Here is a 23,681-nt window from a genome sequence, read left to right on the forward strand (position 1 = left end):
GGTTTTTCAACTTTTTTTTGCTCTTTTCGCATTTTCGGCTTGCAAAACGGTCGGAACGCGTTACAATATACCGTAGATTGTAATATGAATACATTTGAGTTGAGCGTTATAAAAGACGGTATCTCCTTTAATAAGGACGTGCTCCTCGATATGCTGTTCATCATCGAACCGGCAGGAGTTCCGATTCCTAAAACGGTGATTGCAGCTCTTGCCGAGTGGGAGTTCAGTGAAGTCGTCAGCGAAGGCAATGTAAATGTCGATGCTCTGATGTCAGAGCGTGTAAAAGCGGAACCGGTCGTGCTGACGCAGGATAACCCCGCCCCTGCGCTCAGCAGCGGCATAAAACGTACGCTTGAAGATGCCGAACGTATGCGCACGCTCGAAAACAGTGACCAAGCGCGCCTCGCCGCCGTACAAAACGTATACGACGAATATATGGATTATATCGATCACATATATACGCACTATGCGACGCATAAACAAATCGATTACAAAAATCTGGAAGAAACGGTTCGAAGCCTGTGCGTCTTTATCCGTGAAAACCGCACATACGTACTGAGGATCACCCCGTCCGACGATACGATCAAAAAAAATTTTATCGTCACGCATTCGATGCGTTCGACGGTACTCGCGATCGCGATCGGTCTTCAGCTGCACATGAGCCTGTCGAAGCTCGTCGAACTCGGCGCTTCGTGTATGCTCCACGAAATCGGTATGTTGCGCCTGCCGCCGCAGCTCTATCTTTCAAACAAACAGCTGTCCCCCGCAGAACGGGATGAAATCTCAAAACACCCGCTCATCGGATTCGAGATCGCAAAAACGCTGCAGTTTCCCGTAGCGGTGCAGTTCGCCATTTTCGAGCACCACGAACGTGAAAACGGCACGGGTTATCCGCGCGGTCTTACCGGCGATAAGATTTCGCTCTACGCGAAGATAATTGCGGTCGTATGTTCGTTCGAATCGATCATCGCGCCGCGGCAATATAAGACCGAACGCAGCACCTTCGCCGCAATGGTCGAAATGCTCAAAAACGAAAACCGGCAATACGATGAAACCGTCATCAAAGCGCTTTTATACAGCATATCGCTGTTCCCTATCGGCACCTATGTCTACCTTTCAAACGGGGAGACGGCTCAGGTTATCGATGTCAATCCCGACAATCCGAAAAATCCGATCGTACAGCTGCTCGGAGAAAAAGATACGGACGGTTCTCCGAAAACGCTGCAAACCGACGACAACGATATAAAGATCATGCGGCCGATCGACAAACAGGAACTCGAAGACATATTGAAAACGCTCACGCAATCCGGAAACGGCACGGCACAAACCGGAGAATAAAATCGGTGCATGTAAAAAGAGAGGGAGGCGCGCAGGCGAGCCGAAAAGTTTTACACTTTATCGGCTCGCTTCATTTTATTTTGAAATCTATTTCGTTACTACTCAATTTATCTTTGCAAGATCAAAGGTAAAGCCTAAAATCGTCAAAATAAAAAATCGAATTCGACTGCACTATCTTTAAAAAACAACAACCTCGCCCTTGAGAGGCGAGGTCATCGATCAAATTCCGCGAAATTGACCTTATACGGCGCTTCGCACGTCAGTCATCGAACGCAACGCGTACTTTGATCGTGCCGGTATTTTTCGCTATGACTTCGCTCGCGGCGGCGGCGCCGGCGGAACCTGCAGCACCCGTACTGACACTTTCGGTTTCGACCGGCGTACTGACCGTAGCGGCTACTTGGGAAGCGGCTGCCGATGCGGACTGAGCGGGACTCGAACTCATACCGTCGGAAGTGAATGCGACGGCCTGCCCCTGCAGCACGACGACGGCTCCGGCGGGAGCTGCGGGTGCTATATCGGTTGCGGGCGTTGCGGCATTCGATTCGCCTTCAGAGGGAGCTTCGCTCGCAGCCGATGCATCGAATAGACGGGCACTGTAGGTGACGACCGCACCGTCCGCACATGAAATGGCACCGTCCCCTGCAAAATCGAATTCGGTACCGCGCACGGAAGCGACGGCGACGGGATTGCGCACCGTGTAGTTTACGCGGCGATTTTCAGTTTTCTGCACCGTGGATTTTATCGCGCCCGTGTTCAAATAGACGGCGACCGTATCGTTTTTTTCACCTTCGGCGAGCTTTTCGAGCGTAATGCGCGTCAAAGCGCCGACCTGCAGCACCGAACCTTGATAACGGAGCAGGGCTTTGGATTTAAATCCGGTCGAAACGGTTTCACCTTCGGAAACCGTATCGTTTGCGGAAAGCGGCACCCATGTACCGCCCCTCTCCACTTCCACTTTACCTTCCGCAGAGACGACCGTTGCCGAAGCCGCACACAGCGGAAGCGCAATACAGAGCGCTGCAAACGCAACGCAAATCGATTTTTTGATCATCGTAACGCAATTCATAAACAACCTCCTGTTGTCAATATTTATCGTTATAACGTGAAGACACTCGTTTCGATTAAAAAACGAACGTTCCTCCGAGCGAAAAACAGATTTTATCGTTTTCCTTGTCTTTGCCTATATATTGATATATGCTCGAGGAAAGCTGCAGGTCATGGAAAATATTCCACATTGCATCGAGCCGCCATTGGAAACCGTTGTACGAAATCTTTTCAGGACAAGCGAACACAAGCGCGAGCGAAGGCGCAACACAGATATTCGACAAAAAGGTGTACGAACCCGTGAGCATCGTTTTGATCTTGCCGTCGTATTCGGTACCGAAGCCCGCGGTTTCCGACGCAAGAACCGCAGTCTGCGACGAAAAGCCCCGAAACGAATCAAATCCTCCGTTATTGCCGGACGCGTATATGCCGGAAAATCCGACGGACGCTTCTTTGACCGGATAAAACGACAGCGACAATTTAATAAGATTGGAGATCGTACGCATATTTTCCGTACCGAGCGTCGACGACGCGGAATAAAACAGATTGCTCAAAATCGGGCCGGAAAACATCAAGGTACCGTAGTGCCGATGATAGTCGTCGCCGGAAAAATCGATAAAGTTCCATTCTTCGATCGTGATATCCTGATTTAAAAACAAGGACGGAATGTTTATCGAAAAACCGAGCGGAATGTACGAAGGACCTAACACGTAGACCGCTGATGCGTCTTCGGTTTTGACCGTCGTATCGGAAAAGTGCCGGAGGATGACGACATCGTGGCTGTTGAGCAGCCGCGTTATGCCGAGGTAGGTACTCGCCGAAACGCGCGGTATGGAATATTTCGCATAGACGCCGTCGTTCATCTGACTGAAGATGATGCCCGTTGCATCGCTCAGCGAAAAGCGGCCGGCGCCGAATTCGAACATACCGGTTTTACCGACGTGAAAAGTTCCCGACAATTTTAAGAGATTTATATCGATAATATTTTTTACGAGATCGCCGTCCTGATCATAGCGGAACTCATACGAAGCGTCGGCACCGAAGCGCAGCTGTTCGTTGATCGGCGTCGTAAGCCACGCATGGGCTCCAAGACTTTCATTCCAAAAAAGCGAACCGGCTTTTTTCCCTTGATATTTCGTCGTCGTGTTGAATTTACCGCCCCAGTCCAACGCTGACAGCGGTACAAGTATAAACGCGGCAAAGACCGCACATAAAATCTTTTTCATTCCGCACCTCCGTACTTCCGTAAGCACGCGGTATACATATTCAATACGTCGCTGCCCGATACTTTTTTCGACGGATCGGCGGTCGGAGGAAGGATGCCGTCCGCTTTCAGCTGCCGAAACGCATAGCGTGCCGAATGTTTGGTCACACGATACATAAGTCCGCCTTTGATGTCCCACAATTTCGTCATAAGTCGGCAAAGCTCCTGCAGCGTTACCGTCCCGTTGACGTCGGCACCGGCGGGCGCCTGCCCCCGCTCTGCAAGCGAGCGCAGCGCATCGTCGTACGAAGCGTTTTCGTCAACAAAGCCCTGATACACGGCCGAAAGATAGCACACTTCCCCGTACGTCGCTTTATCCGCGCCGATGAGGCGGGTGACAAAATCCGCGCGCTGGGCATACGCCGTAACGCACAGCACGAAGACGGCCGGCAAGACAAACATTTTTTTCATTTGCATCTCCTCTCACTTTATTACAGCATCTCTACATGCACATTCTCTGCGTTCGCGCCGCCTGTGCCGCACCCCGCAATAAAAACCGCACGACCTTTGCGGCAGCGCGCTCGATCGTACGACTCCTTCGTTCGGATAAAGCACGCTCAATCGCGGGCTTCCAACGCCCACCGATTTCCGCCGATACGCTTCCACCGTGCGGTAAACGAAGCCTGTGCATGCGGGGTGGGGGGAACCAGGCATGTAACCGTTACCACGGAACCGAAGCAGGCGGGTACATCCGCGCTTCCCGTATCGTCACGCACAAGGGGGTGGTCTTCTAAGTAGTCTTTCATCTCATCCACGCTGGTCGGATCTCGGAACGATACGCTTACTTCTCCGACTTTACCGGAAAGGGGACTCGTTATGATGATGCTTCCGATCTCGGTTGACCGCATGGTTTCCAAGACTATCTTCTTTCCTGTATCCAAACTTACAGCTCCGCCGAGCCGCAACTCGCCTTTTTCGTTTATCGAAACGGCCCCCCCATCGGCGGCAATGAGGATATTTCTAAAAGAAAGATATGTATCGCTGGAAACGGAAAACTCGTTCGCTTTCAGTTTGCATCGCTTTCCCGAAATCGAATCGAAATCGACGGAACGGCCGTTTAAGTAGTAAGGTATGGCACCGCTCTCCGTTGTAATCGGAATGCCGGAGCTGCCGGAAACGTCGATATCGTCCATCAATATGATGACGCCCGCTTTGCCCGGCGGTAAACCCTTTACAGCGCCCAAAGCACCCGTCATATTACCGCCGTGACTCCCGTAAAAGTGCGTCGGCTTATACGGCGTACTTTCTTGCGGTAAGCTCGCTCCGTTTTGCGTCGCAAAACAGACGGGCACTTGTGAATCCCTTTTCAGCGTAACGGAAATCTCGTTTTCTCCCGTATCGGGCGTATAAAAATTATCGGTAAAAGAGGGTTTCGCTCCATACTGATTTAGGACGGAATCGGGCGAAATCCCGTAAAAAACGGTATGCTCCGTTTTTGCGGAAGTCGTATACGTGACGAGAATGCATACGAAGCACTTCGTCTTCGCTGGTATGCGCTGAAAAAAGAGCGGCTGCGGCTGCGATAGATCGGCTCCCTTCCGCGATACGGCTTGAATGATCCCCCTATAATCCTGCACTTCGTGGAGACTCAGCGGATCGCTGCGCTTAGTGACAATATTGTTGATCTCGGCAGGATCGGCATCTTCACCGAACAAAAAGCCGTAGATCGACCACGGCCCTTCCGCGCCTCCGGCTGCCGCCCTTGCAGGGGACGAAACGCTTTGCGGCGCTAACGGGGGAACCGTAAAGGCGATGCCCTCCGTTTCGCGGCCGCCGAACACATCGCTGCAGGACAAAACGATGAGGCAGAAAAAAACCGCAGCTGCGACAAAAATCGATTTTTTCATAACGCTCACTCCTCCGCGCATACCGTGCTCACCGCCCGCCGGTGAAACGATCGAAAACGGTATATCGTACGGTTCGATTCCGCATTTTATCAAAAACGAAACCATCCGCTAGCAGTATATCATAAATAATAAATAAAAACAACTTTTTCGTACGGTTTTATCAAGAGCATGGAAATCAATTTTCAATGAATATTTTCTAATGGGTAATTGTTAATGTGTAATGGGTAATTCCTTTAATTGGTAATGGGTAATGTTCAATAGTTAATATGAGGCGGTATTGCCTTTCCCATTTCAATGAGAACGCGAGGTGACACCGTGCCGTACATCGAGCGAAGTTCCACGCGCAACCTTGCAACGAGCACGGAGTGCGAAGTTCCCCGCGCAACTTGCAACGAGCGCGGAGCGCGAAGTTCCCCGCGCAACTTGCAACGAGCGCGGAGCGCGAAGTTCCCCGCGCAACTTGCAACGAGCGCGGAGCGCGAAGTTCCCCGCGCAGGAAACGATGTTTCCGTTTATTTTTACAAAAAACCGCGTAATTTATCACTTTGCAGGCGATATATATTGCAGCGGCTTCCTTGCCGCACTATCTCAACAATCGAAGGTGCAGCTATGGAATATACCCATAAACCCGTCGAAGAACTCTCCTTTACCGACGACTTTATGTTCGGCACGGTCATGAAAAACAAAATAATTTGCAAAGGTGTCATCGAGCGTCTTTTGCATATCAAAGTCGGTAAAATCGAATATCCCTCCCTGCAAAAAACGATAGCACCCTTTTATGAAAGCAAAGGTATACGCCTCGACGTCTATGTCTCAGACCCAGAGCGCGTATTCGATATAGAAATACAAACGTCGATCCCGCCTTCTCTTCCCAAACGTACGCGTTATTACCAAAGCCTTATGGATGTCGATAACCTCTTGAGAGGACAAAGCTACGCCGAACTAAAAGAAAGCTATGTCATCTTTATCTGTACGCAGGATCCCTTCGGAGAGGGCTTGCCCGTTTATACATTCCGCAACGTATGTACCGCCGACGGCACTCTTTTTCTTGATGACAAAAGCGCTAAGGTGTTTTATAATGTGGGTGCCTACGGTAAAGAGGATGAGCCTGAATTGAGCGCTTTGTTGGAGTATCTTTGCGAAAGACGGGCGACGAGCGGTTTTACACAGCACATCGATGCGCTTGTCGAAAAAGCGAAACGGAACGAAAAGTTCAGGAGCTGGTATATGTCGTTGAATATTCATGAAGATGACTTACGCAGAGAAAGTTTACAGCTGGGTGAAAAGATCGGTTTTGAGCGGGGAATACGCGACGGTGTCGCCGCGGGATCGTATCAAAAAGCACGAGAGACAGCAAAGCTGATGGCTGAACGCAAATACCCGCTCTCTGAGATTCTCCTTATGACCGGTCTTTCGGAAGCGGAAATCGAAAAACTGTAGTGTCATTTGCTTTTCAAAAAGCTCGACATCCGGCCTTTTAGGTAAAAATTGATTTCCGTATATCAAGGACGGTTTTTACGGGGCAAGGATATCTGAAACCATAGTCATAAAAAAACGACCGCCCTTTTCGGACGGCCGTTTTCGTTACATTACATTCGTACGATTTTTATGCGCTTTACGCGTACTCTGCACATACGCCGATCAGAACGGGCGCTTGGCGAGGTAGTCGTACTCCTGCCACGTCCGCTTTGCGGCTGCAGTCGCTTTTTCGAGCAGCATATTCGCACGCTCGGGATTCGCGGCTTTCAGCGCTTTGAAGCGGCCTTCGGCATACATATAGTCGGCAAGCTGGTAGTTCGGTTCGCGCGAATCGAGCTGGAAGGGATTGAGTCCCTGTTCTTTCCGGCGCGGATCGTAGCGGTACAGCGGCCACAGTCCGCATTCGACAGCCTGCTTTTGCAGCTTCAAACCGTCGCTCATATTGATCGTGTGGTTGATACAGTGCGAATAAGCGATGATGAGGGACGGGCCGTCGTAGCTTTCGGCTTCGCGGATCGCTTTGATCGTCTGAGCGGCATTTGCGCCCATCGCAACCTTTGCGACGTAAATATAGCCGTAGCTCATCGCGATCATACCCAAATCTTTTTTCGCGATGTCTTTTCCCGCCGCCGCGAATTTTGCAACCGCGCCGAAGGGCGTCGCTTTCGACATCTGTCCGCCGGTATTCGAATACACTTCCGTGTCGAGACAGAGGATATTGATATTGCGTCCCTGAGCGAGTACGTGGTCGACGCCGCCGAAACCGATATCGTAGCCCCAGCCGTCGCCTCCGATGATCCAGTTGCTCTTTTTAATAAAGTGATCGGCAAGCGACAAAAGCTCTTTCGAAAGAGCGTCTTTTTTGTCTTTCAAAATCGCTTTCAGAGCCGCGACGTTTTTGCGCTGCGCTTCGATCGCCGCATCGTCCGCCTGCGTGTTCGAAAGAAGTGCATCGATCTCTTTTGCTGCAATGCCCTTTTCCTTCGCTTTGGCTGCAACTTCGCGCGCATATTCGGCGAGCTTTTCCGCCGTAAGGCGCATACCGAAACCGAATTCCGCCGCATCTTCAAAGAGCGAGTTGCTCCATACCGGGCCCTGTCCGTTCGCGTTCTGCGCGTACGGCGTCGTCGGCAAGTTGCCTCCGTAAATCGAAGAACAGCCGGTCGCGTTTGCGATCATCGCGCGGTCGCCGAAAAGCTGGCTCACCGTTTTGATGTACGCCGTTTCACCGCAGCCCGCGCACGCGCCGCTGAATTCGAAAAGCGGCCGCTTCATCGAAAGACCTTTGGCCGATGCGAGGTTGAGCGTCGAAGCGTCCACTTCGGGCAAGCCGAGGAAGTAGTCCCATTTTTTGCTTTCGGCTTCTTTGTATTCGGGCGTAAAGAGTTCCATGTGCAGCGATTTTTTCGGCTGTGTCGGGCACGTATATACACACAGTCCGCATCCGGTACAGTCGTCGGCGGAGATGGCGAGCACGAATTTCTGTCCGGGCTTTGCAGGCTTCAGTTCGATGCTCTTGAATCCCGCCGGAGCTTTCGCCGCCGCATCGTCGGTCATCGTTTTCATGCGGATACACGCGTGCGGACACACGAGAGCGCAGTTGCCGCACTGGATACACGTCGCTTCATCCCAGCACGCTACCCGTTCGGCGATACCGCGTTTTTCGTACTGCGTCGTCGCCGTGGGGAAAGTACCGTCGGCGGGCAATTTGCTGACCGGCAGTTTGTCGCCTTCCTGAGCGGCCATAGCGCCGAGCACGTTTTTGATAAAGGAATCGTTCGTGTTTTTCATCGCCGATTCCATGTGGAAATTGCCGCCGACCTTTTTGCCTTTGAGATCGACTTTTTCGACGGCGGCAAGCGCCATTTCGATCGTCGAAATGTTTTTGTTGACGACGTCCTGACCTTTTTTGCCGTAAGTCTTCGCGATGAATTTCTTCATGTATTCGACGGCGACGTCTTCTTTCAAAACGCCCGAAATCTTAAAGAACGCAGCGAGCATGACGATATTGATGCGGTTGCCCATGCCGGCTTTTTCCGCGATCTTAAACGCGTCGATGACGTAGAACTGCGCCTTTTTTGAGAGGATACGTTTTTGCTGTTCGACGGGGATCTCCTCCCAAACATGCTCCTTATCGAAGCGGCTGTTGAGCAAAAAGATTCCGCCCTCTTTCAGATACTGGAGCATGTCGTACACGTCCATGTATGCGAATTTGTGACAGGCAAGGAAGTCGGCGGCCGTAATCAAATACGGGCGGCGGATCGTCCGCTTGCCGAAGCGCAGGTGCGACACCGTGATGCCGCCGGATTTTTTCGAGTCGTACGAAAAATACGCTTGAGCGTTGAGGTCGGGGCGCGCGTCGCCGATGATTTTGATTGCGATTTTATTCGCGCCGACCGTACCATCGGAACCGAGACCGTAGAACATCGCTTCGGTCATACCCTGTTCGGCGATGAAAAAATCGGGATCGTATTTCAGCGACGTCTTCGATACGTCGTCGTTGATACCGATCGTAAAGTGATTTTTCACTTTGTCTTTCGCGTCGAGATTTTCGAAGCACGAAATGACCATCGCCGGCGTAAACTCTTTCGAGCCGATACCGTAGCGGCCGCCGACAATCAGAGCCTTGCGTCCGGCTTCTTCGAATGCCGTGCACACGTCTTCGTAGAGCGGTTCTCCCAAAGAGCCGGGTTCTTTCGTGCGGTCGAGTACAACGATCTTTTTCGCCGTTTCCGGGATCGCCGCGAGGAATTTATCCGCAGCGAAGGGACGGTACAGGTGTACTTTTACAACGCCGACCTTTTTGCCTTTCTGTTTGCACAGATATTCGACCGTTTCGTGAGCCGTGTCCGCGCCCGAGCCCATGATGATCATAACCGATTTCGCGTCTTTTGCACCGACATAATCGTAGAGTTTGTATTTGCGTCCGGTAAGCTTTGCGAATTTTGCCATTTCGCTCTGCACGATCGCCGGGACCGCTTTATAATAATTATTGACCGCTTCGCGGCTCTGGAAGTATACGTCGGGATTTTGCGAGGTACCGCGGATTTCCGGCCGTTCGGGATTCAAACCGCGGGCGCGGTGAGCGCGCACGAGTTCGTCGTCCACCATGCCGCGCATCTCATCGAACGAAACTTCATCGTATTTTTGGATTTCATGCGATGTGCGGAATCCGTCGAAAAAGTGCAAAAACGGAATGCGCGAACGAAGCGTCGCCGAATGCGCGATGACCGCCATATCCTGCGCTTCCTGCACGGAGTTCGACGCGAGCATAGCCCAGCCGGTTTGACGGCACGCCATAACGTCCGAATGATCGCCGAAAATCGACAGGGCGCTCGTTGCGACGGCACGTGCCGCAATATGAAATACCGTGCTCGTCAGTTCGCCCGCGATTTTGTACATATTCGGGATCATCAGGAGCAAGCCCTGAGAAGCCGTAAACGTCGAGCTCAATGCGCCCGCCGTCAGCGCACCGTGTACGGCGCCCGCCGCTCCCGCTTCCGATTGCATTTCGACAACCGTCGGCACCGTGCCCCAAATATTTTTTTCGTTCTTTGCCGACAGATCGTCGGCAACCTCACCCATCGGGCTGGACGGAGTAATCGGATAAATCGAAATTACTTCGCTCAGCGCATGTGCAACGCGTCCGACCGCAGTGTTGGCGTCGAGCGTTACTTTCTGTTCTTCTGTTGCCATGGCAGCTTCCTTTTCTTGAAATGTATTGATTTGAAACGAGTATCAATTCGCACCGTCTATTTTACACCCGATGGCAGGGATTTGCAAGGGTGCGGATGCCGTTTACACGGAATTTCAATGAGTAATTGTTAATGGGTAATGTGCTTTATCAATTTGTAATTGGTAATGCGTAATGGGTAATTATTTGGAAAAGAGACACGATACGGCATGTGCCGTACATTAAGCAAAGTTCCCCGCGCAACTTGCAACGAGCACGGAGTGCGAAGTTCCCCGCGCAGGAAACGATGTTTCCGTTTATTTTTACAAAAAACCGCGTAATTTATCACTTTGTAAACGATATATATTGCAGCGGCTTCCTTGCCGCGCTATCTCAACAATCGAAGGTGCAGCTATGGAATATACCCATAAACCCGTCGACGAACTCTCCTTTACCGACGACTTTATGTTCGGCACTGTTATGAAAAACAAAAGAATTTGTAAAGGCGTATTGGAGCGCTTATTACACATCAAAGTCGGTAAAATCGAATATCCCTCGCTGCAAAAAACGATCGCGCCTTTTTACGAAAGCAAGGGCATACGCCTCGACGTCTATGTCTCAGACCCCGAGCGCATCTTCGATATCGAAATACAAACGTCGATCCCGCCCTCTCTTCCCAAACGCACGCGCTATTACCAAAGTCTTATGGATGTCGATAACCTCTTGAGAGGACAAAGCTACGCCGAACTGAAAGAGAGCTACGTCATTTTTATCTGTACGCAGGATCCCTTCGGCAAAGGCTTGCCTGTCTACGAGTTTCGTAATATCTGTACCGCTGACGGTACGCTTTTTCTTGATGACAAATCGTATAAAGTATTTTATAATGTGGGTGCCTACGGTAAAGAGGGAGAGCCTGAATTGAGCGCTTTGTTGGAGTATCTTTGCGAGAGGCGGGCGACGAGCGGTTTTACACAGCACATCGATGAGCTTGTCGAAAAAGCGAAACGGAACGAAAAGTTCAGGAGCGTATATATGTCGTTGAATATTTGGAAAGATGATTTACTAAGAGAGGGTTCACAGCAGGGTGAAAAGATCGGTTTTGAGCGGGGAATACGCAAAGGTCGACGCGACGGCATCGCCGCGGGATCATATCAAAAAGCACGGGAAACGGCAAAGCTGATGGCTGAACGCAAATACCCGCTCTCTGAGATTCGCCTTATGACCGGTCTCTCGGAAGCGGAAATTAGAAAACTGTAATATGTGAAGCTCGATATCCGGGCTTTTTAGGTAAAAATTGATTTCCGTGCTATCAAAGACACGTGATATTTTTGTATGCGCCGCATCTTGCGTCTCGGAACAAAGGCATCAGGCGCGCTTCGCATTTCCCGTATAAAGCAGTACGTCGTCTGCCTGTTTTTGAAAATAATCGCGGATGCGGGCGCGGGCATCATCGGTGTCTTTTGCGTTTCGCATCCGCGTTTGAAAATAATGCGCAAACGAAAAACCGAGACAGTAATACGCGAAAAAACGCTGCATACGGGTTTTCCAAAATTCTTGGGGCTGATATTTTTCAAGCATATCGATAAAATCGAGGGCGAGCCGTTCGCGGTCGATCACCGCATCGAAGCTTTCGTGCCGCAAGTCGGCGGCAAGTTCGGCAAAGAGCCACGGTTTTTCGATCGCTCCCCGTGCGATCATAATGCCCGAAGCGTGAGGGGAGGCGCACAGGGCATCGCGCATCGACGGCACACCGCGTACGCCGCCGTTCAAAACGACGGAAACACCTTCTTTCGCATATCGCAGGGCAAGGCGTTCGACGTATTCCCATCTGAGAGGCGAGCGGTATTTTTCTTTGCTCGTGCGCGGGTGCAATGCAAAAAGCGTTACGCCTTCGGAAACGAGCATATCGCACAACGAAAAAAACCGCTCGTCGGTAAAGTGTTCATCGCCGAGGCGGAGCTTTACCGAAAGCCTCTTTCCCGAAGCCTGAAGCGCATCTTTTACGCTCCGCACCATAGCGCGAGTTTCGGAAGCATCTTTCGAAAGCCACGCCGCACCCGCTCCGCTTTTAACGATGTCCGGAGCCGAGCATCCCATATTGATATCGATCCCGATTCCCGGAAGCTTGCCGATCATCGAAGCGGCTTCCGCAAGGTGTTCGGCTTTCCGTCCGGTGATCTGCCACACCGTTTTTTCCGGCGCAGGATCGGGAATGACATAGTATTTTTCAAAGGGGCCGCCGTTGACGAAGGTAGCCGCGTTTATCATTTCGGAATAATATTCGTCGCAGCCGCCGAAGCGTTCGACGAGGGTGCGGAACGCCGCGTGCGTAACCGTCGCGACGGGCGCGCAGATCAATTTCATAGCGCTACTATATCACGTATCAAAAATCGATAAAATAGCCGCAGGGAAACTTCGCGTTCCGCGGCCGTTGCAAGCTGCTCGGAAAACTTCGCGCTCAGCGCCCGTTGCAAGCTGTGCGGACAATGCGGGCGCTTTTGCAAAAGGGGCTCCCGTGCTACAATGCGCTATGTACGAAATCGAACTGAAAGCGCATGTCGAAGACCGCCGGGAAGTCGCCCGCACACTCGATTCTTTTGCCGAATATACAGGCATGCTCACAAAACGCGATACCTATTACCGGCTGCCCCTCGCTTGCGTGCCGACCGATACGGAGAGGTCACCCTCGAAGCGCACTGACACAAAAGTGCATTCGGAAAATACAGCGGTGCAGGACCATATCGGCTGCCGCATACGGAAAACGGTTTTCAAAAAAACGGGCGAAACAAAAATCACGTTCACGTATAAACGGAAAGAATTGCGTAAAGATGCGGACGGCATCGCCATCGAAGTGAACGACGAAAAAGAATGTACGCTTTCCGAAACGGATGCGATCGAATCGTTTATCAAAGACTCAGGCGGCGGCATTTCGCACGTAAAAGAAAAAATTATTAAAGAGTGGTATGCCGAAACGGAGGCGGGAAAAGCGCACATCGAGCTGTGTACCGTACCGCCGCTCGGAGACTTTCTCGAAATCGAAGTGCTCGCAAAAGACGATGCGCATACGGAAGACGCGAAACGCGCGATCCTGTCTATTTTCAAAAAGTGCGGTATCGATGAAAGCGCGCTCGAAAGACGCTATTACAGCGATATGCTCGACGAAGCGAATGAACGGAAAACTACGGATGCCGGTACTCGCAAGCCGCACACGGCAAACGACAATAAATCGCACACGGTCACGTGTCCTCGATAAACCGCAGGCGGCAAACGATGACAAATCGCAGACGGTCGCACACGTCGGTTGAAGAAAGGTGTATTATCGTTTATCATCATCAAGAGGCAGAAATTATGTTCGACAGAAAAAAGTATAAATCGTTTGCGCGCATCCAATTAAAAAAGCGGCGGACGGTGCCCGCGCTTATGACGCTCATCACAGTGCTCGTCGTACTCCTCTTATCGCTTCCTTTAATTAAACTGTGGCTTGCAATGTACAGCGAACTTTTGAATGCCGCAGCCGCGCAATCAAGCCGCTACGTGCTTCAAAAGATCATAAGCAACTATCAAAAAGAGATCGAACGTATCGCATTTTTACCGTGGCTCGTGTTTTTTACAATAGCGGTCTGTGCAATCGCGCAATTCTGCGTGTATTTGAAAATGTCGCGAGGTCCCGAACCCGTATCGTTCGGAGATTTTTTTGCGGGCTTTGCATACTGGCTCCGCGCGATCGGAGCGGCGCTGTGGTGCCGGCTTTGGACGTATTTATGGATGCTCCTCTTTATCATTCCCGGTATCGTCAAACTAATAGCCTATTCGCAGACCTTTTTTATCGTTGCGGAATTCCCTCACGTATCGGTAGTGCAGGCGCTCGACATCAGCAAAAAAATCACTCAAGGGCATAAAGGGGAATTATTCGTTTTGTATTTGAGTTTTTTAGGATGGGCACTGCTTTGCGTTTTAACATTCGGCATCGCATCGCTGTGGGTCATACCGTATCAAACGATGACATGCGTAAACGCGTATCACGCGCTTATGAAAGGCGCGCTCGAATCGGGCGTCGTCACGCTTGAAGATATCGGAGACGTTAACGGAGAACACTATGGCAAAAAATAAAAAACGCGGCGGCATCATCGTATTCATCGTCATTTTGTTCATTGCGGCGGGCATCGGCGTCTACACGATCGCAACGGACAAATCGCGATACGACGGCAGCACGGGATTTTTTAACAATTTTATCGTGCGGAAAAATTACATCGCATCGCTGTATATCGAAGGCGTCATCGAAAGTGCAAACAAAACGTACAATCACGAGTGGCTCATCGACACGATCCGCTCTCTCGAAGACGACGAAAAAAACAAAGCGATTTTGCTGACCGTCGACTCTCCCGGAGGCGGCGTCTACGAATCGGACGAAGTGTATCTCGCACTGTGCGATTATACGGAGCACACCGGCCGTCCCGTCTATGCGTACATGGCGACGCTCGCAGCTTCCGGCGGTTATTATATTTCGTGCGCCGCCGAAACGATATACGCAAACCGCAATACGCTCACCGGTTCGATCGGCGTCATCGCAAGTCAATCGGTCGATATGACCGAACTGCTTAAAAAGCTCGGCGTAAAAGTCGAAACGATCACCGCGGGAAAAAACAAAAACATGCTCAACATCAACTCGCCGCTCACCGACGAACAGAGAGCCGTCATGCAATCGATCGCGGACGAAGCGTACGAACAGTTTACCGCCATCGTCGCAAAAAGCCGCGGCATGAAAATCGGCGAAGTGAAAAAACTTGCCGACGGCCGCATCTATACCGCGTCCCAAGCGAAAAAAAACGGACTCGTCGATGAAATCGGAACGTGGGAAGATGCGCTCGCTTCTCTTCGACAAGAACTCGATGACGATGAAAGCGTCGTAACGACGTATCGCTACGAAAAAAAAGAATCGCTTTTGGAAAGGCTTTCGGAAGCGGCGAGCAAAGCGGGAAAAACCGACGCACTCATCCCCGATGCGATCCGAAGCGAACTCATGCTCGGCATTTCATATCCGGCGTATATTTATCGAAAGTAAATGCGGCAAGGATTGGAGGGGCGAAAGTTCCGAAGCGAGCATAAAGCGAGCGCAGGAATGAAGCCGAAAGGCGGAACCCCGAAAAGCCTGTTTTTTGCGATGCAATCGCAAAAAGCCGCCCTTATAAAGCCTTGTATCAATCTTTGAATACGCGGTCGACCGCGTCGGCGAGCAATTCGAGTTTCAGCGGTTTGCGGAAAAACTTTTCGATGCCGAGATCGACGATGCGGTTTTCATCTTCTTTGCTTTCCAGCGCGGTTACGACGATGACGGCGGGTTTTCCGTATGAATTGTCGGCGTTGATTTTGCGGCAAAGTTCGAAGCCGTCGACACCGGGAAGATTGAGATCCAAAACGATACATCGGGTTTTTTTCGAAAAAAGCTGCACGCCCGCATCGAAGCCGTCAAAGGCTTGAATTATCTCAAGCTCCGGAAAACGGTCGCGAAGAAATTGTGCGACGAGCGTATTAAAGGTTTTGTCGTCGTCGATGACGAGCAGCGTCGAAGAATTGTATGCCGCGCGATCCGTGCACGCACTGAGCAGTCTCATCGGGATGTGCATATTGCGCTCGCTCATAAAATCGGCAAGATCGTCGGGGTACACGCGGTACTGACCGCCGGGCGTTTTGAACGCTTTGAGATAGCCGCTGTTTATCCAGTTGATCGCCGTTTGATTTACAACGCCGCAGATATTCGCAACTTCAAGGGCGGAATATATCACCGGCTTTTCGATTTTTTTCGCCATAGACTCATATCCGTGTTTCAATAATAATTTATAGTATAGCGGATCGCGGCGGAAAGAGCAATCGTTCGAAAAGGCACCGTATGGAAATCGGTTTTTGCTGCCGTCTTCTCGAACAAAAAAAACCGCCCTCAAGCCGAAGATTTTCCGACTTGAAAACGGTCGGTTCCGTGTAAACCGGTAACGTTTTTTTCAATTTCTAATGTGTAATACCGATACGCAGCAAAATCAGCGTTCGCCGACGTTTTTGCCGTCGTAGCGCACATAGCGGATGCCGTTGAATTCAAACGTATCGCCGGCAATTTTTCCGCTTTCGGCTTCGGGCGCGGATACGCTGAGCCATGTGCTGCCGAGCGCATTAAACGTCGACGTTACGGTAAGCGTCAGCGTCCCTTCGGCAGCCGCATCGCCCGAATACGTCCCCCGCTCCGTTTCGATCTCTCCCGATTTCGAACCGTCCCTGCCGTAGGCACCACGCGAAAACGTATCGTTTCCGTAAAATCGATAAAAGGTATAACCGGCTTTATCGCCGCCGGCCCTGCCGTATCGGTACTCCGTCACGGCTCCGCCCCGCTTTGTCGATTTGCACGAAGCGAAAACACCGAGTGCGGCAAAAATTGCAAAAACGGCAATACCTTTTTCAATATGTTTCATACGACATCTCCTATAAAAACTTTTGCAGGATGTTGCAACATCCGAAAAAGTTTTTAGTCGTGCGCGTACCTCGCAACGAGTATATTGTAGAGCGAACGTCGAGTTTTGTAAATCGGCGGAAACACGTATATCACGCAGGGATTTCGCCTGAAAATACGATTATGCAAAAACGGTAGTCGCCGCTTCCGCAAGCTGAACATATAAAGTCGCACGCGAGTCTCCCGCTGTTACGCCGCATCGCGCACTTTTCCGACCGTTTTGTCACGCAACCGGAAGGTCGCTCCGCACACTGTTATGTGTGTTCGAAACGCAACATTCAGTTGATTCGCGAACCGGATGGAAAATAAAAAGCAAAAACGCAAAAATAAAAACCTCTAAAATCTAACCGAGTTTTTTGAAGTGTCCGGTTATTAAAAACAAATGCGGCGTTTTGCGCTTACCGAACCGTCGCGTCGACCGCCCCTGCGCTGCCGCCTTCTATTCTGAGGAACACTTGGTTCGGAAGGCACGCAGACCATTCGCCCGTTTCACGTATCGGCATCGACTGCACGCAGGTTTTATTCGGACACGGTGAATCGAGAAAACGCGCGGTACCGCCTGAGATTTCGATGCGGGATATGCCGATAGCACCTTCGATATCGATAATTCTGTCTTTCGACATATCGTACGCAAAGATGCCGCGAGGCGTATGCACGACGAGTTCCCTGCGCGACGCACCGCCTCGATACGCAAAAGAAAACGCATACACCGTGACGGCCGCAAAGACGGCGAATACGGCGATATCGATCAGTTTTATTTTTCGAAAGAAATTAAAAAAAATGCTTGACATTACGCCGACACTATAGTATATTTTATGCAAGCTTGTAAATAAGCTGATAAACTCTCTCCGATGTCCAACTATGTTGGACGGTAGAGGCTCCGGGTGGCGTTGCCGTTCGGAGCCTCTATTTTTTATATTCGCCGTTACCGCAATCCGTGCCGGAGCGACTGCGCATTTTTCAGCGCGCACTCCATACCAAAGCTCACGGCTTCTTTCAGAGAATCGCCTGCAAGCAGTCGATGCGTCATACCCGCGGTGAGCGCATCTCCGCAGCCTATCGTATTGACGACGGGTACGTCTTTATTCGGAAGAGCGAAAAACTCGCTTCCGTCGTACACCCACGTATCGAATTTGCCTCGGCTTATAACGCTCTTGGCCCCGTAGGTATCGAATATGTTTTTCGTAACGGAGCGAACGGTTTCACGGAGCGCATCGGAATTTTCGTTTTCCAAAACAACGCGTCCGTTTTCCACCGTCGCCATCAATTCGGAAAGATTCGGTTTGATGACATCGGGACGCGAAGCAAGCGAGAGGCGCAAGTCTTCGCCGCGCATATCGAGTACGACGAGTTTTCCCTTTTCTTTTGCCCTCTGCACCATACGCGGATAGAGATCGGCTCCGTAACCTCGGGCGCGAGTGCCGGTAATGATGAGGGCGTCGGTTTTCGGAAGCAGCGAATCGAATACATCGAATGCGCGCGCTCCGGCGCCTTCTTCCACCGGCAGCGGCTCCTCCACGATTTCCGTACTCGTCTTTTTTTCATTGTTGACGATATTGATGCACGTGCGTATGGGACTCTCCGCCGTAAAATACGCAAGCTTGATATGTTCCGCATCGCACAGGTCGATAAATTCCTGCACTCTGTTTCCGCCTAAATGCGTCAGCGCGGTCGCTTCGGTGCCGAGCTGCGTCAGCACGCGCACGACGTTTACGCCCTTTCCCGAAGGAAAGGTAAAATAATTGCCGCTGCGGTTCACTTCGTTTTCATAAAACGAATCGAGTATGACGGTCAGCTCAAACGTCGGATTCAAACAGACGACAAGTACATTTTTTTCGCTCATAGTATTGTATCCTCCAAATTATTAAAATACGACATACCCGTAAGACCTAAAGCGGCGATCTCGCCTCAGCCTGCTTTATTTGCGCTGCCCATCACGTCGATCAATTCTTCCGCGATGGACGCGCACTTTGCGATAACCGGCTTTGCAACGGCGCGCGGATCTTCGCTCTGCGATTCCGCAAATCCTTTTTTTGCAACGTCGAAAACGCCGTGCACTTTAAATTCCGTGCCGATATTGATTTTGCGCACGCCGCGTTTGATCGATTCGCGGAAGTCGTCATAGGGCACTCCCGTCCCGCCGTGCAGCACGAGCGGAACGTTCGGAAGCAATTCGTGGATCTTTGCAATGCGCGGGAAATCGAGTTTGGGCGTCGCTTTGTAAAAACCGTGTACGGTTCCGACTGCGACGGCGAGGCAATCGACGTGCGTCGCGTTGACGAATTTGACCGCTTCTTCCGGCTGCGTAAAAAGCGCGGACATTTCATCCACCGAAATGTCGTCTTCTTTTCCGCCAACGTGGCCGAGTTCCGCTTCAACCGTTACGCCGTACTTGGAAGCGTATTCGACGACGCGGGAAGTGATGTCGACGTTTTCCTGATAGCTTTTCGAAGACGCATCGATCATAACCGATGTAAAACCGTTGTCGATGCAGCGGCGGATCATGTCGTAATCCTGACAGTGATCGAGGTGCAGTACCATATTGATCCCGTAATCTTCGGAAACGCCTTCGCACATCTTCACCGTCGCTTTTTCGCCCATGATCTTCATGCCGTTTACCGTTGCCATCGCGATGACGGGGCTGTTTTTATTTTTCGCTCCCTGTGCGATGCCGATAAGATTCGAAAACGAAAAAAAGTTAAACGCGGGAACGGCGTAATTTCCTTTTTCCGCTTTCGTCATTTCATACTTCATCGTTACCAATGCCATATATACCTCCAAAAAATATGTCCAAAACATCGAATTTTTTCCGATCGCCGAACACGTCGGAATCCCGCTTCGACGCGCGCCGTGCGACCATAGTATAATGCATATCGGGCGGAGGCGCCATATAGCACAACAAAATCAACCATGTCGATTTTTACTCATTTTTCACGATGCGTATGATCGCGTTTCCGAAGCGGTCGGCTTTTACCGAACCGATGCCGTATACTCGGGAAAGTAAATTTTTACGTAAATTCTTTTGCGGCGAGATCAAGAGCGGCCGCTATTGTGTCCTGCATATCATAATACCGATACGAACCGAGTCGTCCTGCAAAAATCAGGGACGGATTTACTGATGCAAGTTTTTTATAGGATTCATATAAAACCGTATTTTTTTTATCATTTATCGGATAAAACGGTTCTTTCCCTTTATCCCAAGACAAAGGATACTCGTATGTAATGATAGTAAACGGCTGTATACCAAATTCAAAATGCTTATGTTCAATAATTCGCGTATAGGGGATTTCTTCGTCCGTATAATTAACAACAGCATTACCTTGAAAATTATCAACAGCAATTTTTTTTGTTTTAAACAAAAGACTCCGATATTCAAGGGGACCAAACCGATACTGAAAATATGCATCGATCTGTCCCGTAAAAATTATTTTTTTTGCCGACTTCATTAATTCCGTTTGAAAATTAAAGAAATCTGTATTAAGTTTTATATCGCAATGCTCCAGTAACTTTTCAACAATCGGAGTATAGCCACCGATCGGAATTCCTTCGAATGAATCATTAAAATAATCACCATTAAATGTAAACCGTAACGGAATACGCCTAATAATTGATGCCGGTAAATCCTTCGGCGACTTCCCCCATTGCTTGGTCGTATAGCCCTTTATCAGTATTTCATATATATCTTCGCCAACCGTCGATAAAACGGCCTCTTCCAGATTTAAAGGATTTTCGATATGATATTTCTCGGTTTGTAATCGTATTTTTTCTTTTGCTTCTGCCGGCGTCTTTGTTCCCCATAATTCGTAAAACGTATGCATATTAAAAGGGAGACTATACAACTTGCCACCGTAAGATGCAATTGGCGTATTGACAAAACGATTAAATTTTGCAAAACGTGTAATATATGATTGGACTTTTTCATTACTTGTATGAAATATGTGTGCACCGTATTTATGTACGATGATGCCGTCTTGGTCATACGTTCGACAATTGCCTCCTACTGCATTTCTTTTATCAATGACAAGGCATGTTCGCTGATGCATCGTAGCTTCATGGGCAAACACCGCACCAAAAAGTCCTGCTCCGACTACAAGATAATCATACATGTATTGCCTCTATAAAATGTACAAATTCCTCATCTCCTTGTTTTGTATGTTTAAACACGGCACAATCTTCAAGCATATTCTTAAATACAATACCTACTTCTGTTTGTAAAATCATATCAATTGTCGTATTATCAATCGTATTATATTTTGATATAAATGACCGTACCCATTTTGAATGCTTTGCAGTCTCTTCAGCAGCATCAAGACTTGTATGCTCCAATAGGCATGCTTTTATCATTAGTAACTCACGCTTTAAGCGCGATGGTAATATGGCAAGTCCAGGTGCATCCATAATACCGATCCCTTCTTTTTTTATATGAAAATATTCTGGTCGCGTATGAAAAAGTCCGTCGGGATATTCTTTTGTACAACGATTATTTCTGAATATTAGATATAATACATATCGATTACCAAATCGATGAGCAAGAGGTGTAATTGTATTATGACGTTCCCCATCTGTCTCTGCTATGATATCTCCACAAGAGTATGTATACCATGCATCGATAACGATTTGCGCAATATCAACCACAACATCAATCGTATCTCCAATCAAACGAATTGCAGAAAGCGGCCAATACAATATCTCCACCTGTACATTATTAAAACTAAAGCGTTTCAAACTTTTCGCACGCATTATCGGAAGTTCATACCATCCGCCTTGGAAATGCTCATGCGATAATACAGATCCCCCGACATACGGCAAATCTGCATTCGAACCGACAAAATAATGCGGAAATAAAGTTACTGCTTCCAACAGTTTACGAATTGTTAAAACGTTTATGATCATCGGTGTATGAACATTATTCAAAATAATACAATGATGATAACAATACCCGTAGGGCGAAAACTGAAAACTGAAATTCTCTCCGCATAATACGCATGGAATTATCCGATGATTTTGTCGCGCAGCAAAATCAATACGCCCTGCATACCCTTCATTCTCTTTACAGAGTACACACTGAGGATATCCGCTAGATCTTACTTTGCCTGCAAGCGCAATCGTTTTGGGATCAAGTTCCGGTTTAGATAAACTAATTAAAATATCAAAAATACCGTATTCGGTCGATACCGACCATCGTACATCTTTTGCAAGACGATATCGTCGTAAATAATTCGTATTTTGTGAAAATGTGTAATAATTTTCAGTTGCAAATACGGCGGATATTTTCAAATCTTCCTTAAATCGTTCAATAACTACATCCGGGCGCGGAATCATACAATTCATCAATTTCGTATCGAATATATCGTAAAACGGTAAATAATCTTCGATGAGTTTATTAGCAAGCGCATACTTCAAGAATTCTGAAAGAATTTTATCGAGTATATCTCCGTAGTTACACGACTTTAATTCTTTTGCAAGCTCGACATCATCAACAAATTTTCCATCATAATTATCAAGATGAAGAATATCGAGCATTAGATTTGTTGCATATACACGCTCGCTTTTCGGAAGTAAGCCAAGTGCAATTCCATACTGGGTAAGTTTATCAAGCAATCTAAAAATCTGACTCATTTAAATTACCGAAACCTTACCTTTGCTGAGCTTTAAAAATACTATCAGTGCAATGGCTGTTGTAAATGTAAGAATAGTGGCAAGTGCCGCTGCAGTATTATGTGCATTTCGAAATGTTTCCGTATAAATCGTCACGGCAATTGTCGATGTTCTACCTGCATACAACATAATACTCGATGAAAGTTCATTAATACAGGCTATCCAACTTAAAATTGCTCCTGATAAAATACCCGGCAACATGAGTCGGCTGGTCAAAATAAAAAATGTTTTCATGGGGCTGACACCGAGACTTATGGACGCTTCGTCGATTGATGAATCCATTTGATAAAGGTAAGCACTGCCAGAACGTACAGTAAATGGAAGTTTTCTAATGATGAACGATATGATCATTATAAAACTTGTACCAGTCAATATGAATGGTGATTTATTAAACGCGACGATAAGACAAATACCAAGAACAGAACCGGGTATAACATACGGAAACATAACAAGCAAATCCATAATTGAACTTATTAAAGTTTTACGTTTCGTTACGATATAACTTATCATCAGTCCCAAAACAATAATGGCAATGATAGCGGCTGTTGAAAATGAAAATGTATTTTTAATATTTACACCGAGCCTTTTAAATATAATCGCATAATTATTAAACGTGAATCCTTTTTCAAAACGAGTAAAATTCCACGGCAAAAACGAACATATCGTAACAACAACTTGAGGCAGCATACTGATAAATACAACTAGATAAATAGGGAATGTAAGAAAAAATAGCTTTACACCATGTATGATTTCAATTTTAGGAACACGATTCGCATTCATTACATAATTTTTCTTTGATATATAAAACTTTTGTATGCACATTATTACAAGTGCATAGAACACAAGGATAAGTGAAAGTGTACTTGCCATGTACGCATT

Annotated in this window: 20 protein-coding genes; 6 read left to right on the forward strand and 14 right to left on the reverse strand. The window is 48.7% G+C overall.

Translation table 11 applies throughout. The annotated features are described in order from the left end of the window. The first annotated feature begins 84 nt into the window (after window positions 1–84). Complete coding sequence (locus JSQ97_RS09215; protein ID WP_205075784.1) at window positions 85–1,338, forward strand: HD-GYP domain-containing protein; 1,254 nt, start codon at window positions 85–87, stop codon at window positions 1,336–1,338. A 259-nt stretch (window positions 1,339–1,597) separates the two neighbouring features. On the opposite strand, the gene JSQ97_RS09220 is transcribed toward JSQ97_RS09215, so the two are convergent. The 4 genes from JSQ97_RS09220 to JSQ97_RS09235 all read right to left on the reverse strand — a co-directional run bounded on the left by JSQ97_RS09220 (window position 1,598) and on the right by JSQ97_RS09235 (window position 5,601). Then, on the reverse strand, window positions 1,598–2,407 hold the full coding sequence (locus JSQ97_RS09220; RefSeq protein WP_205075785.1) for a FecR family protein: 810 nt from the start codon (window positions 2,405–2,407) through the stop codon (window positions 1,598–1,600). A gap of 55 nt (window positions 2,408–2,462) precedes the next feature. Continuing rightward, window positions 2,463–3,611 (reverse strand): hypothetical protein, encoded by a 1,149-nt coding sequence (locus JSQ97_RS09225; RefSeq protein WP_205075786.1) that lies wholly within the window; start codon window positions 3,609–3,611, stop codon window positions 2,463–2,465. Continuing rightward, window positions 3,608–4,060, reverse strand: a complete 453-nt coding sequence (locus tag JSQ97_RS09230; protein ID WP_205075787.1) for a hypothetical protein — start codon at window positions 4,058–4,060, stop codon at window positions 3,608–3,610. The genes JSQ97_RS09225 and JSQ97_RS09230 overlap by 4 nt, the downstream gene beginning before the upstream one ends. Window positions 4,061–4,206: 146 nt before the next feature. Beyond that, window positions 4,207–5,601, reverse strand: a complete 1,395-nt coding sequence (locus tag JSQ97_RS09235; RefSeq protein ID WP_205075788.1) for a hypothetical protein — start codon at window positions 5,599–5,601, stop codon at window positions 4,207–4,209. A gap of 504 nt (window positions 5,602–6,105) precedes the next feature. Between JSQ97_RS09235 and JSQ97_RS09240 the strand changes: the two genes are divergently transcribed. Continuing rightward, window positions 6,106–6,936, forward strand: coding sequence for an Rpn family recombination-promoting nuclease/putative transposase (locus JSQ97_RS09240; RefSeq protein ID WP_205075789.1), 831 nt, complete (start codon window positions 6,106–6,108; stop codon window positions 6,934–6,936). A 201-nt stretch (window positions 6,937–7,137) separates the two neighbouring features. Here JSQ97_RS09240 and nifJ read toward each other — a convergent pair whose 3' ends face one another. Further along, a complete protein-coding gene (gene nifJ, locus JSQ97_RS09245) occupies window positions 7,138–10,671 on the reverse strand; it encodes a pyruvate:ferredoxin (flavodoxin) oxidoreductase (protein WP_205075790.1) in 3,534 nt (1,177 codons plus the stop codon). A gap of 391 nt (window positions 10,672–11,062) precedes the next feature. On the opposite strand from nifJ, the gene JSQ97_RS09250 reads away from it, so the two are divergent. After that, window positions 11,063–11,905 carry an Rpn family recombination-promoting nuclease/putative transposase gene (locus tag JSQ97_RS09250; RefSeq protein WP_205075791.1) on the forward strand — a complete coding sequence of 281 codons (843 nt, stop codon included), beginning with the start codon at window positions 11,063–11,065 and terminating at the stop codon, window positions 11,903–11,905. Window positions 11,906–12,013: 108 nt separating this feature from the next. Here the strand turns inward: JSQ97_RS09250 and JSQ97_RS09255 are convergent, their stop codons facing one another. Further along, entirely contained in the window at window positions 12,014–13,012 is a 999-nt protein-coding gene (locus JSQ97_RS09255) for a tRNA dihydrouridine synthase (RefSeq protein ID WP_205075792.1), read from the reverse strand. Between the two features lie 166 nt (window positions 13,013–13,178). On the opposite strand from JSQ97_RS09255, the gene JSQ97_RS09260 reads away from it, so the two are divergent. The 3 genes from JSQ97_RS09260 to sppA all read left to right on the forward strand — a co-directional run bounded on the left by JSQ97_RS09260 (window position 13,179) and on the right by sppA (window position 15,710). Next, entirely contained in the window at window positions 13,179–13,901 is a 723-nt protein-coding gene (locus tag JSQ97_RS09260; protein ID WP_205075793.1) for a CYTH domain-containing protein, read from the forward strand. A gap of 95 nt (window positions 13,902–13,996) precedes the next feature. Next, window positions 13,997–14,758, forward strand: coding sequence for a DUF975 family protein (locus tag JSQ97_RS09265; protein WP_205075794.1), 762 nt, complete (start codon window positions 13,997–13,999; stop codon window positions 14,756–14,758). Continuing rightward, window positions 14,745–15,710: a signal peptide peptidase SppA gene (sppA, locus tag JSQ97_RS09270; RefSeq protein WP_205075795.1), complete on the forward strand. Its 966-nt coding sequence runs from the start codon at window positions 14,745–14,747 to the stop codon at window positions 15,708–15,710. The genes JSQ97_RS09265 and sppA overlap by 14 nt, the downstream gene beginning before the upstream one ends. A 136-nt stretch (window positions 15,711–15,846) precedes the next feature. Here the strand turns inward: sppA and JSQ97_RS09275 are convergent, their stop codons facing one another. The 8 genes from JSQ97_RS09275 to JSQ97_RS09310 all read right to left on the reverse strand — a co-directional run. Then, the gene (locus JSQ97_RS09275) at window positions 15,847–16,455 is read right to left on the reverse strand and encodes a response regulator (protein WP_205075796.1); all 609 of its coding nucleotides are present in this window, start codon (window positions 16,453–16,455) and stop codon (window positions 15,847–15,849) included. Between the two features lie 225 nt (window positions 16,456–16,680). After that, the gene (locus tag JSQ97_RS09280) at window positions 16,681–17,106 is read right to left on the reverse strand and encodes a hypothetical protein (protein WP_205075797.1); all 426 of its coding nucleotides are present in this window, start codon (window positions 17,104–17,106) and stop codon (window positions 16,681–16,683) included. Window positions 17,107–17,542: 436 nt separating this feature from the next. Beyond that, complete coding sequence (locus tag JSQ97_RS09285; protein WP_205075798.1) at window positions 17,543–17,935, reverse strand: NusG domain II-containing protein; 393 nt, start codon at window positions 17,933–17,935, stop codon at window positions 17,543–17,545. 134 nt (window positions 17,936–18,069) lie between these two features. Next, on the reverse strand, window positions 18,070–18,987 hold the full coding sequence (locus JSQ97_RS09290) for a 1-phosphofructokinase family hexose kinase (protein ID WP_205075799.1): 918 nt from the start codon (window positions 18,985–18,987) through the stop codon (window positions 18,070–18,072). 65 nt (window positions 18,988–19,052) lie between these two features. After that, window positions 19,053–19,913, reverse strand: coding sequence for a class II fructose-bisphosphate aldolase (locus JSQ97_RS09295; RefSeq protein WP_187383501.1), 861 nt, complete (start codon window positions 19,911–19,913; stop codon window positions 19,053–19,055). Between the two features lie 239 nt (window positions 19,914–20,152). Continuing rightward, the gene (gene glf, locus JSQ97_RS09300; RefSeq protein ID WP_205075800.1) at window positions 20,153–21,250 is read right to left on the reverse strand and encodes a UDP-galactopyranose mutase; all 1,098 of its coding nucleotides are present in this window, start codon (window positions 21,248–21,250) and stop codon (window positions 20,153–20,155) included. Further along, complete coding sequence (locus JSQ97_RS09305; RefSeq protein ID WP_205075801.1) at window positions 21,243–22,763, reverse strand: UDP-glucose--hexose-1-phosphate uridylyltransferase; 1,521 nt, start codon at window positions 22,761–22,763, stop codon at window positions 21,243–21,245. The genes glf and JSQ97_RS09305 overlap by 8 nt, the downstream gene beginning before the upstream one ends. Continuing rightward, a partial coding sequence (locus JSQ97_RS09310; RefSeq protein WP_205075802.1) for an ABC transporter permease occupies window positions 22,764–23,681 on the reverse strand: 918 nt, incomplete at its 5' end.

It is taken from the genome of Treponema sp. Marseille-Q4523, from assembly GCF_016901105.1.
In the GTDB taxonomy this organism is placed as follows: domain Bacteria; phylum Spirochaetota; class Spirochaetia; order Treponematales; family Treponemataceae; genus Treponema_D.

Bases quoted from the DNA above. Each gene is read 5' to 3' on its own strand.
- JSQ97_RS09265 (WP_205075794.1), top strand. From the start codon at position 13,997: ATGTTCGACAGAAAAAAGTATAAATCGTTTGCGCGCATCCAATTAAAA.
- JSQ97_RS09225 (WP_205075786.1), bottom strand. From the start codon at position 3,611: ATGAAAAAGATTTTATGTGCGGTCTTTGCCGCGTTTATACTTGTACCG.
- JSQ97_RS09290 (WP_205075799.1), bottom strand. From the start codon at position 18,987: ATGAGCGAAAAAAATGTACTTGTCGTCTGTTTGAATCCGACGTTTGAG.
- JSQ97_RS09235 (WP_205075788.1), bottom strand. From the start codon at position 5,601: ATGGTTTCGTTTTTGATAAAATGCGGAATCGAACCGTACGATATACCG.
- JSQ97_RS09220 (WP_205075785.1), bottom strand. From the start codon at position 2,407: ATGAATTGCGTTACGATGATCAAAAAATCGATTTGCGTTGCGTTTGCA.
- nifJ (WP_205075790.1), bottom strand. From the start codon at position 10,671: ATGGCAACAGAAGAACAGAAAGTAACGCTCGACGCCAACACTGCGGTC.
- sppA (WP_205075795.1), top strand. From the start codon at position 14,745: ATGGCAAAAAATAAAAAACGCGGCGGCATCATCGTATTCATCGTCATT.
- JSQ97_RS09230 (WP_205075787.1), bottom strand. From the start codon at position 4,060: ATGAAAAAAATGTTTGTCTTGCCGGCCGTCTTCGTGCTGTGCGTTACG.
- JSQ97_RS09305 (WP_205075801.1), bottom strand. From the start codon at position 22,763: ATGAGTCAGATTTTTAGATTGCTTGATAAACTTACCCAGTATGGAATT.
- JSQ97_RS09280 (WP_205075797.1), bottom strand. From the start codon at position 17,106: ATGAAACATATTGAAAAAGGTATTGCCGTTTTTGCAATTTTTGCCGCA.
- JSQ97_RS09215 (WP_205075784.1), top strand. From the start codon at position 85: ATGAATACATTTGAGTTGAGCGTTATAAAAGACGGTATCTCCTTTAAT.
- glf (WP_205075800.1), bottom strand. From the start codon at position 21,250: ATGTATGATTATCTTGTAGTCGGAGCAGGACTTTTTGGTGCGGTGTTT.
- JSQ97_RS09285 (WP_205075798.1), bottom strand. From the start codon at position 17,935: ATGTCAAGCATTTTTTTTAATTTCTTTCGAAAAATAAAACTGATCGAT.
- JSQ97_RS09260 (WP_205075793.1), top strand. From the start codon at position 13,179: ATGTACGAAATCGAACTGAAAGCGCATGTCGAAGACCGCCGGGAAGTC.
- JSQ97_RS09250 (WP_205075791.1), top strand. From the start codon at position 11,063: ATGGAATATACCCATAAACCCGTCGACGAACTCTCCTTTACCGACGAC.
- JSQ97_RS09275 (WP_205075796.1), bottom strand. From the start codon at position 16,455: ATGGCGAAAAAAATCGAAAAGCCGGTGATATATTCCGCCCTTGAAGTT.
- JSQ97_RS09240 (WP_205075789.1), top strand. From the start codon at position 6,106: ATGGAATATACCCATAAACCCGTCGAAGAACTCTCCTTTACCGACGAC.
- JSQ97_RS09295 (WP_187383501.1), bottom strand. From the start codon at position 19,913: ATGGCATTGGTAACGATGAAGTATGAAATGACGAAAGCGGAAAAAGGA.
- JSQ97_RS09255 (WP_205075792.1), bottom strand. From the start codon at position 13,012: ATGAAATTGATCTGCGCGCCCGTCGCGACGGTTACGCACGCGGCGTTC.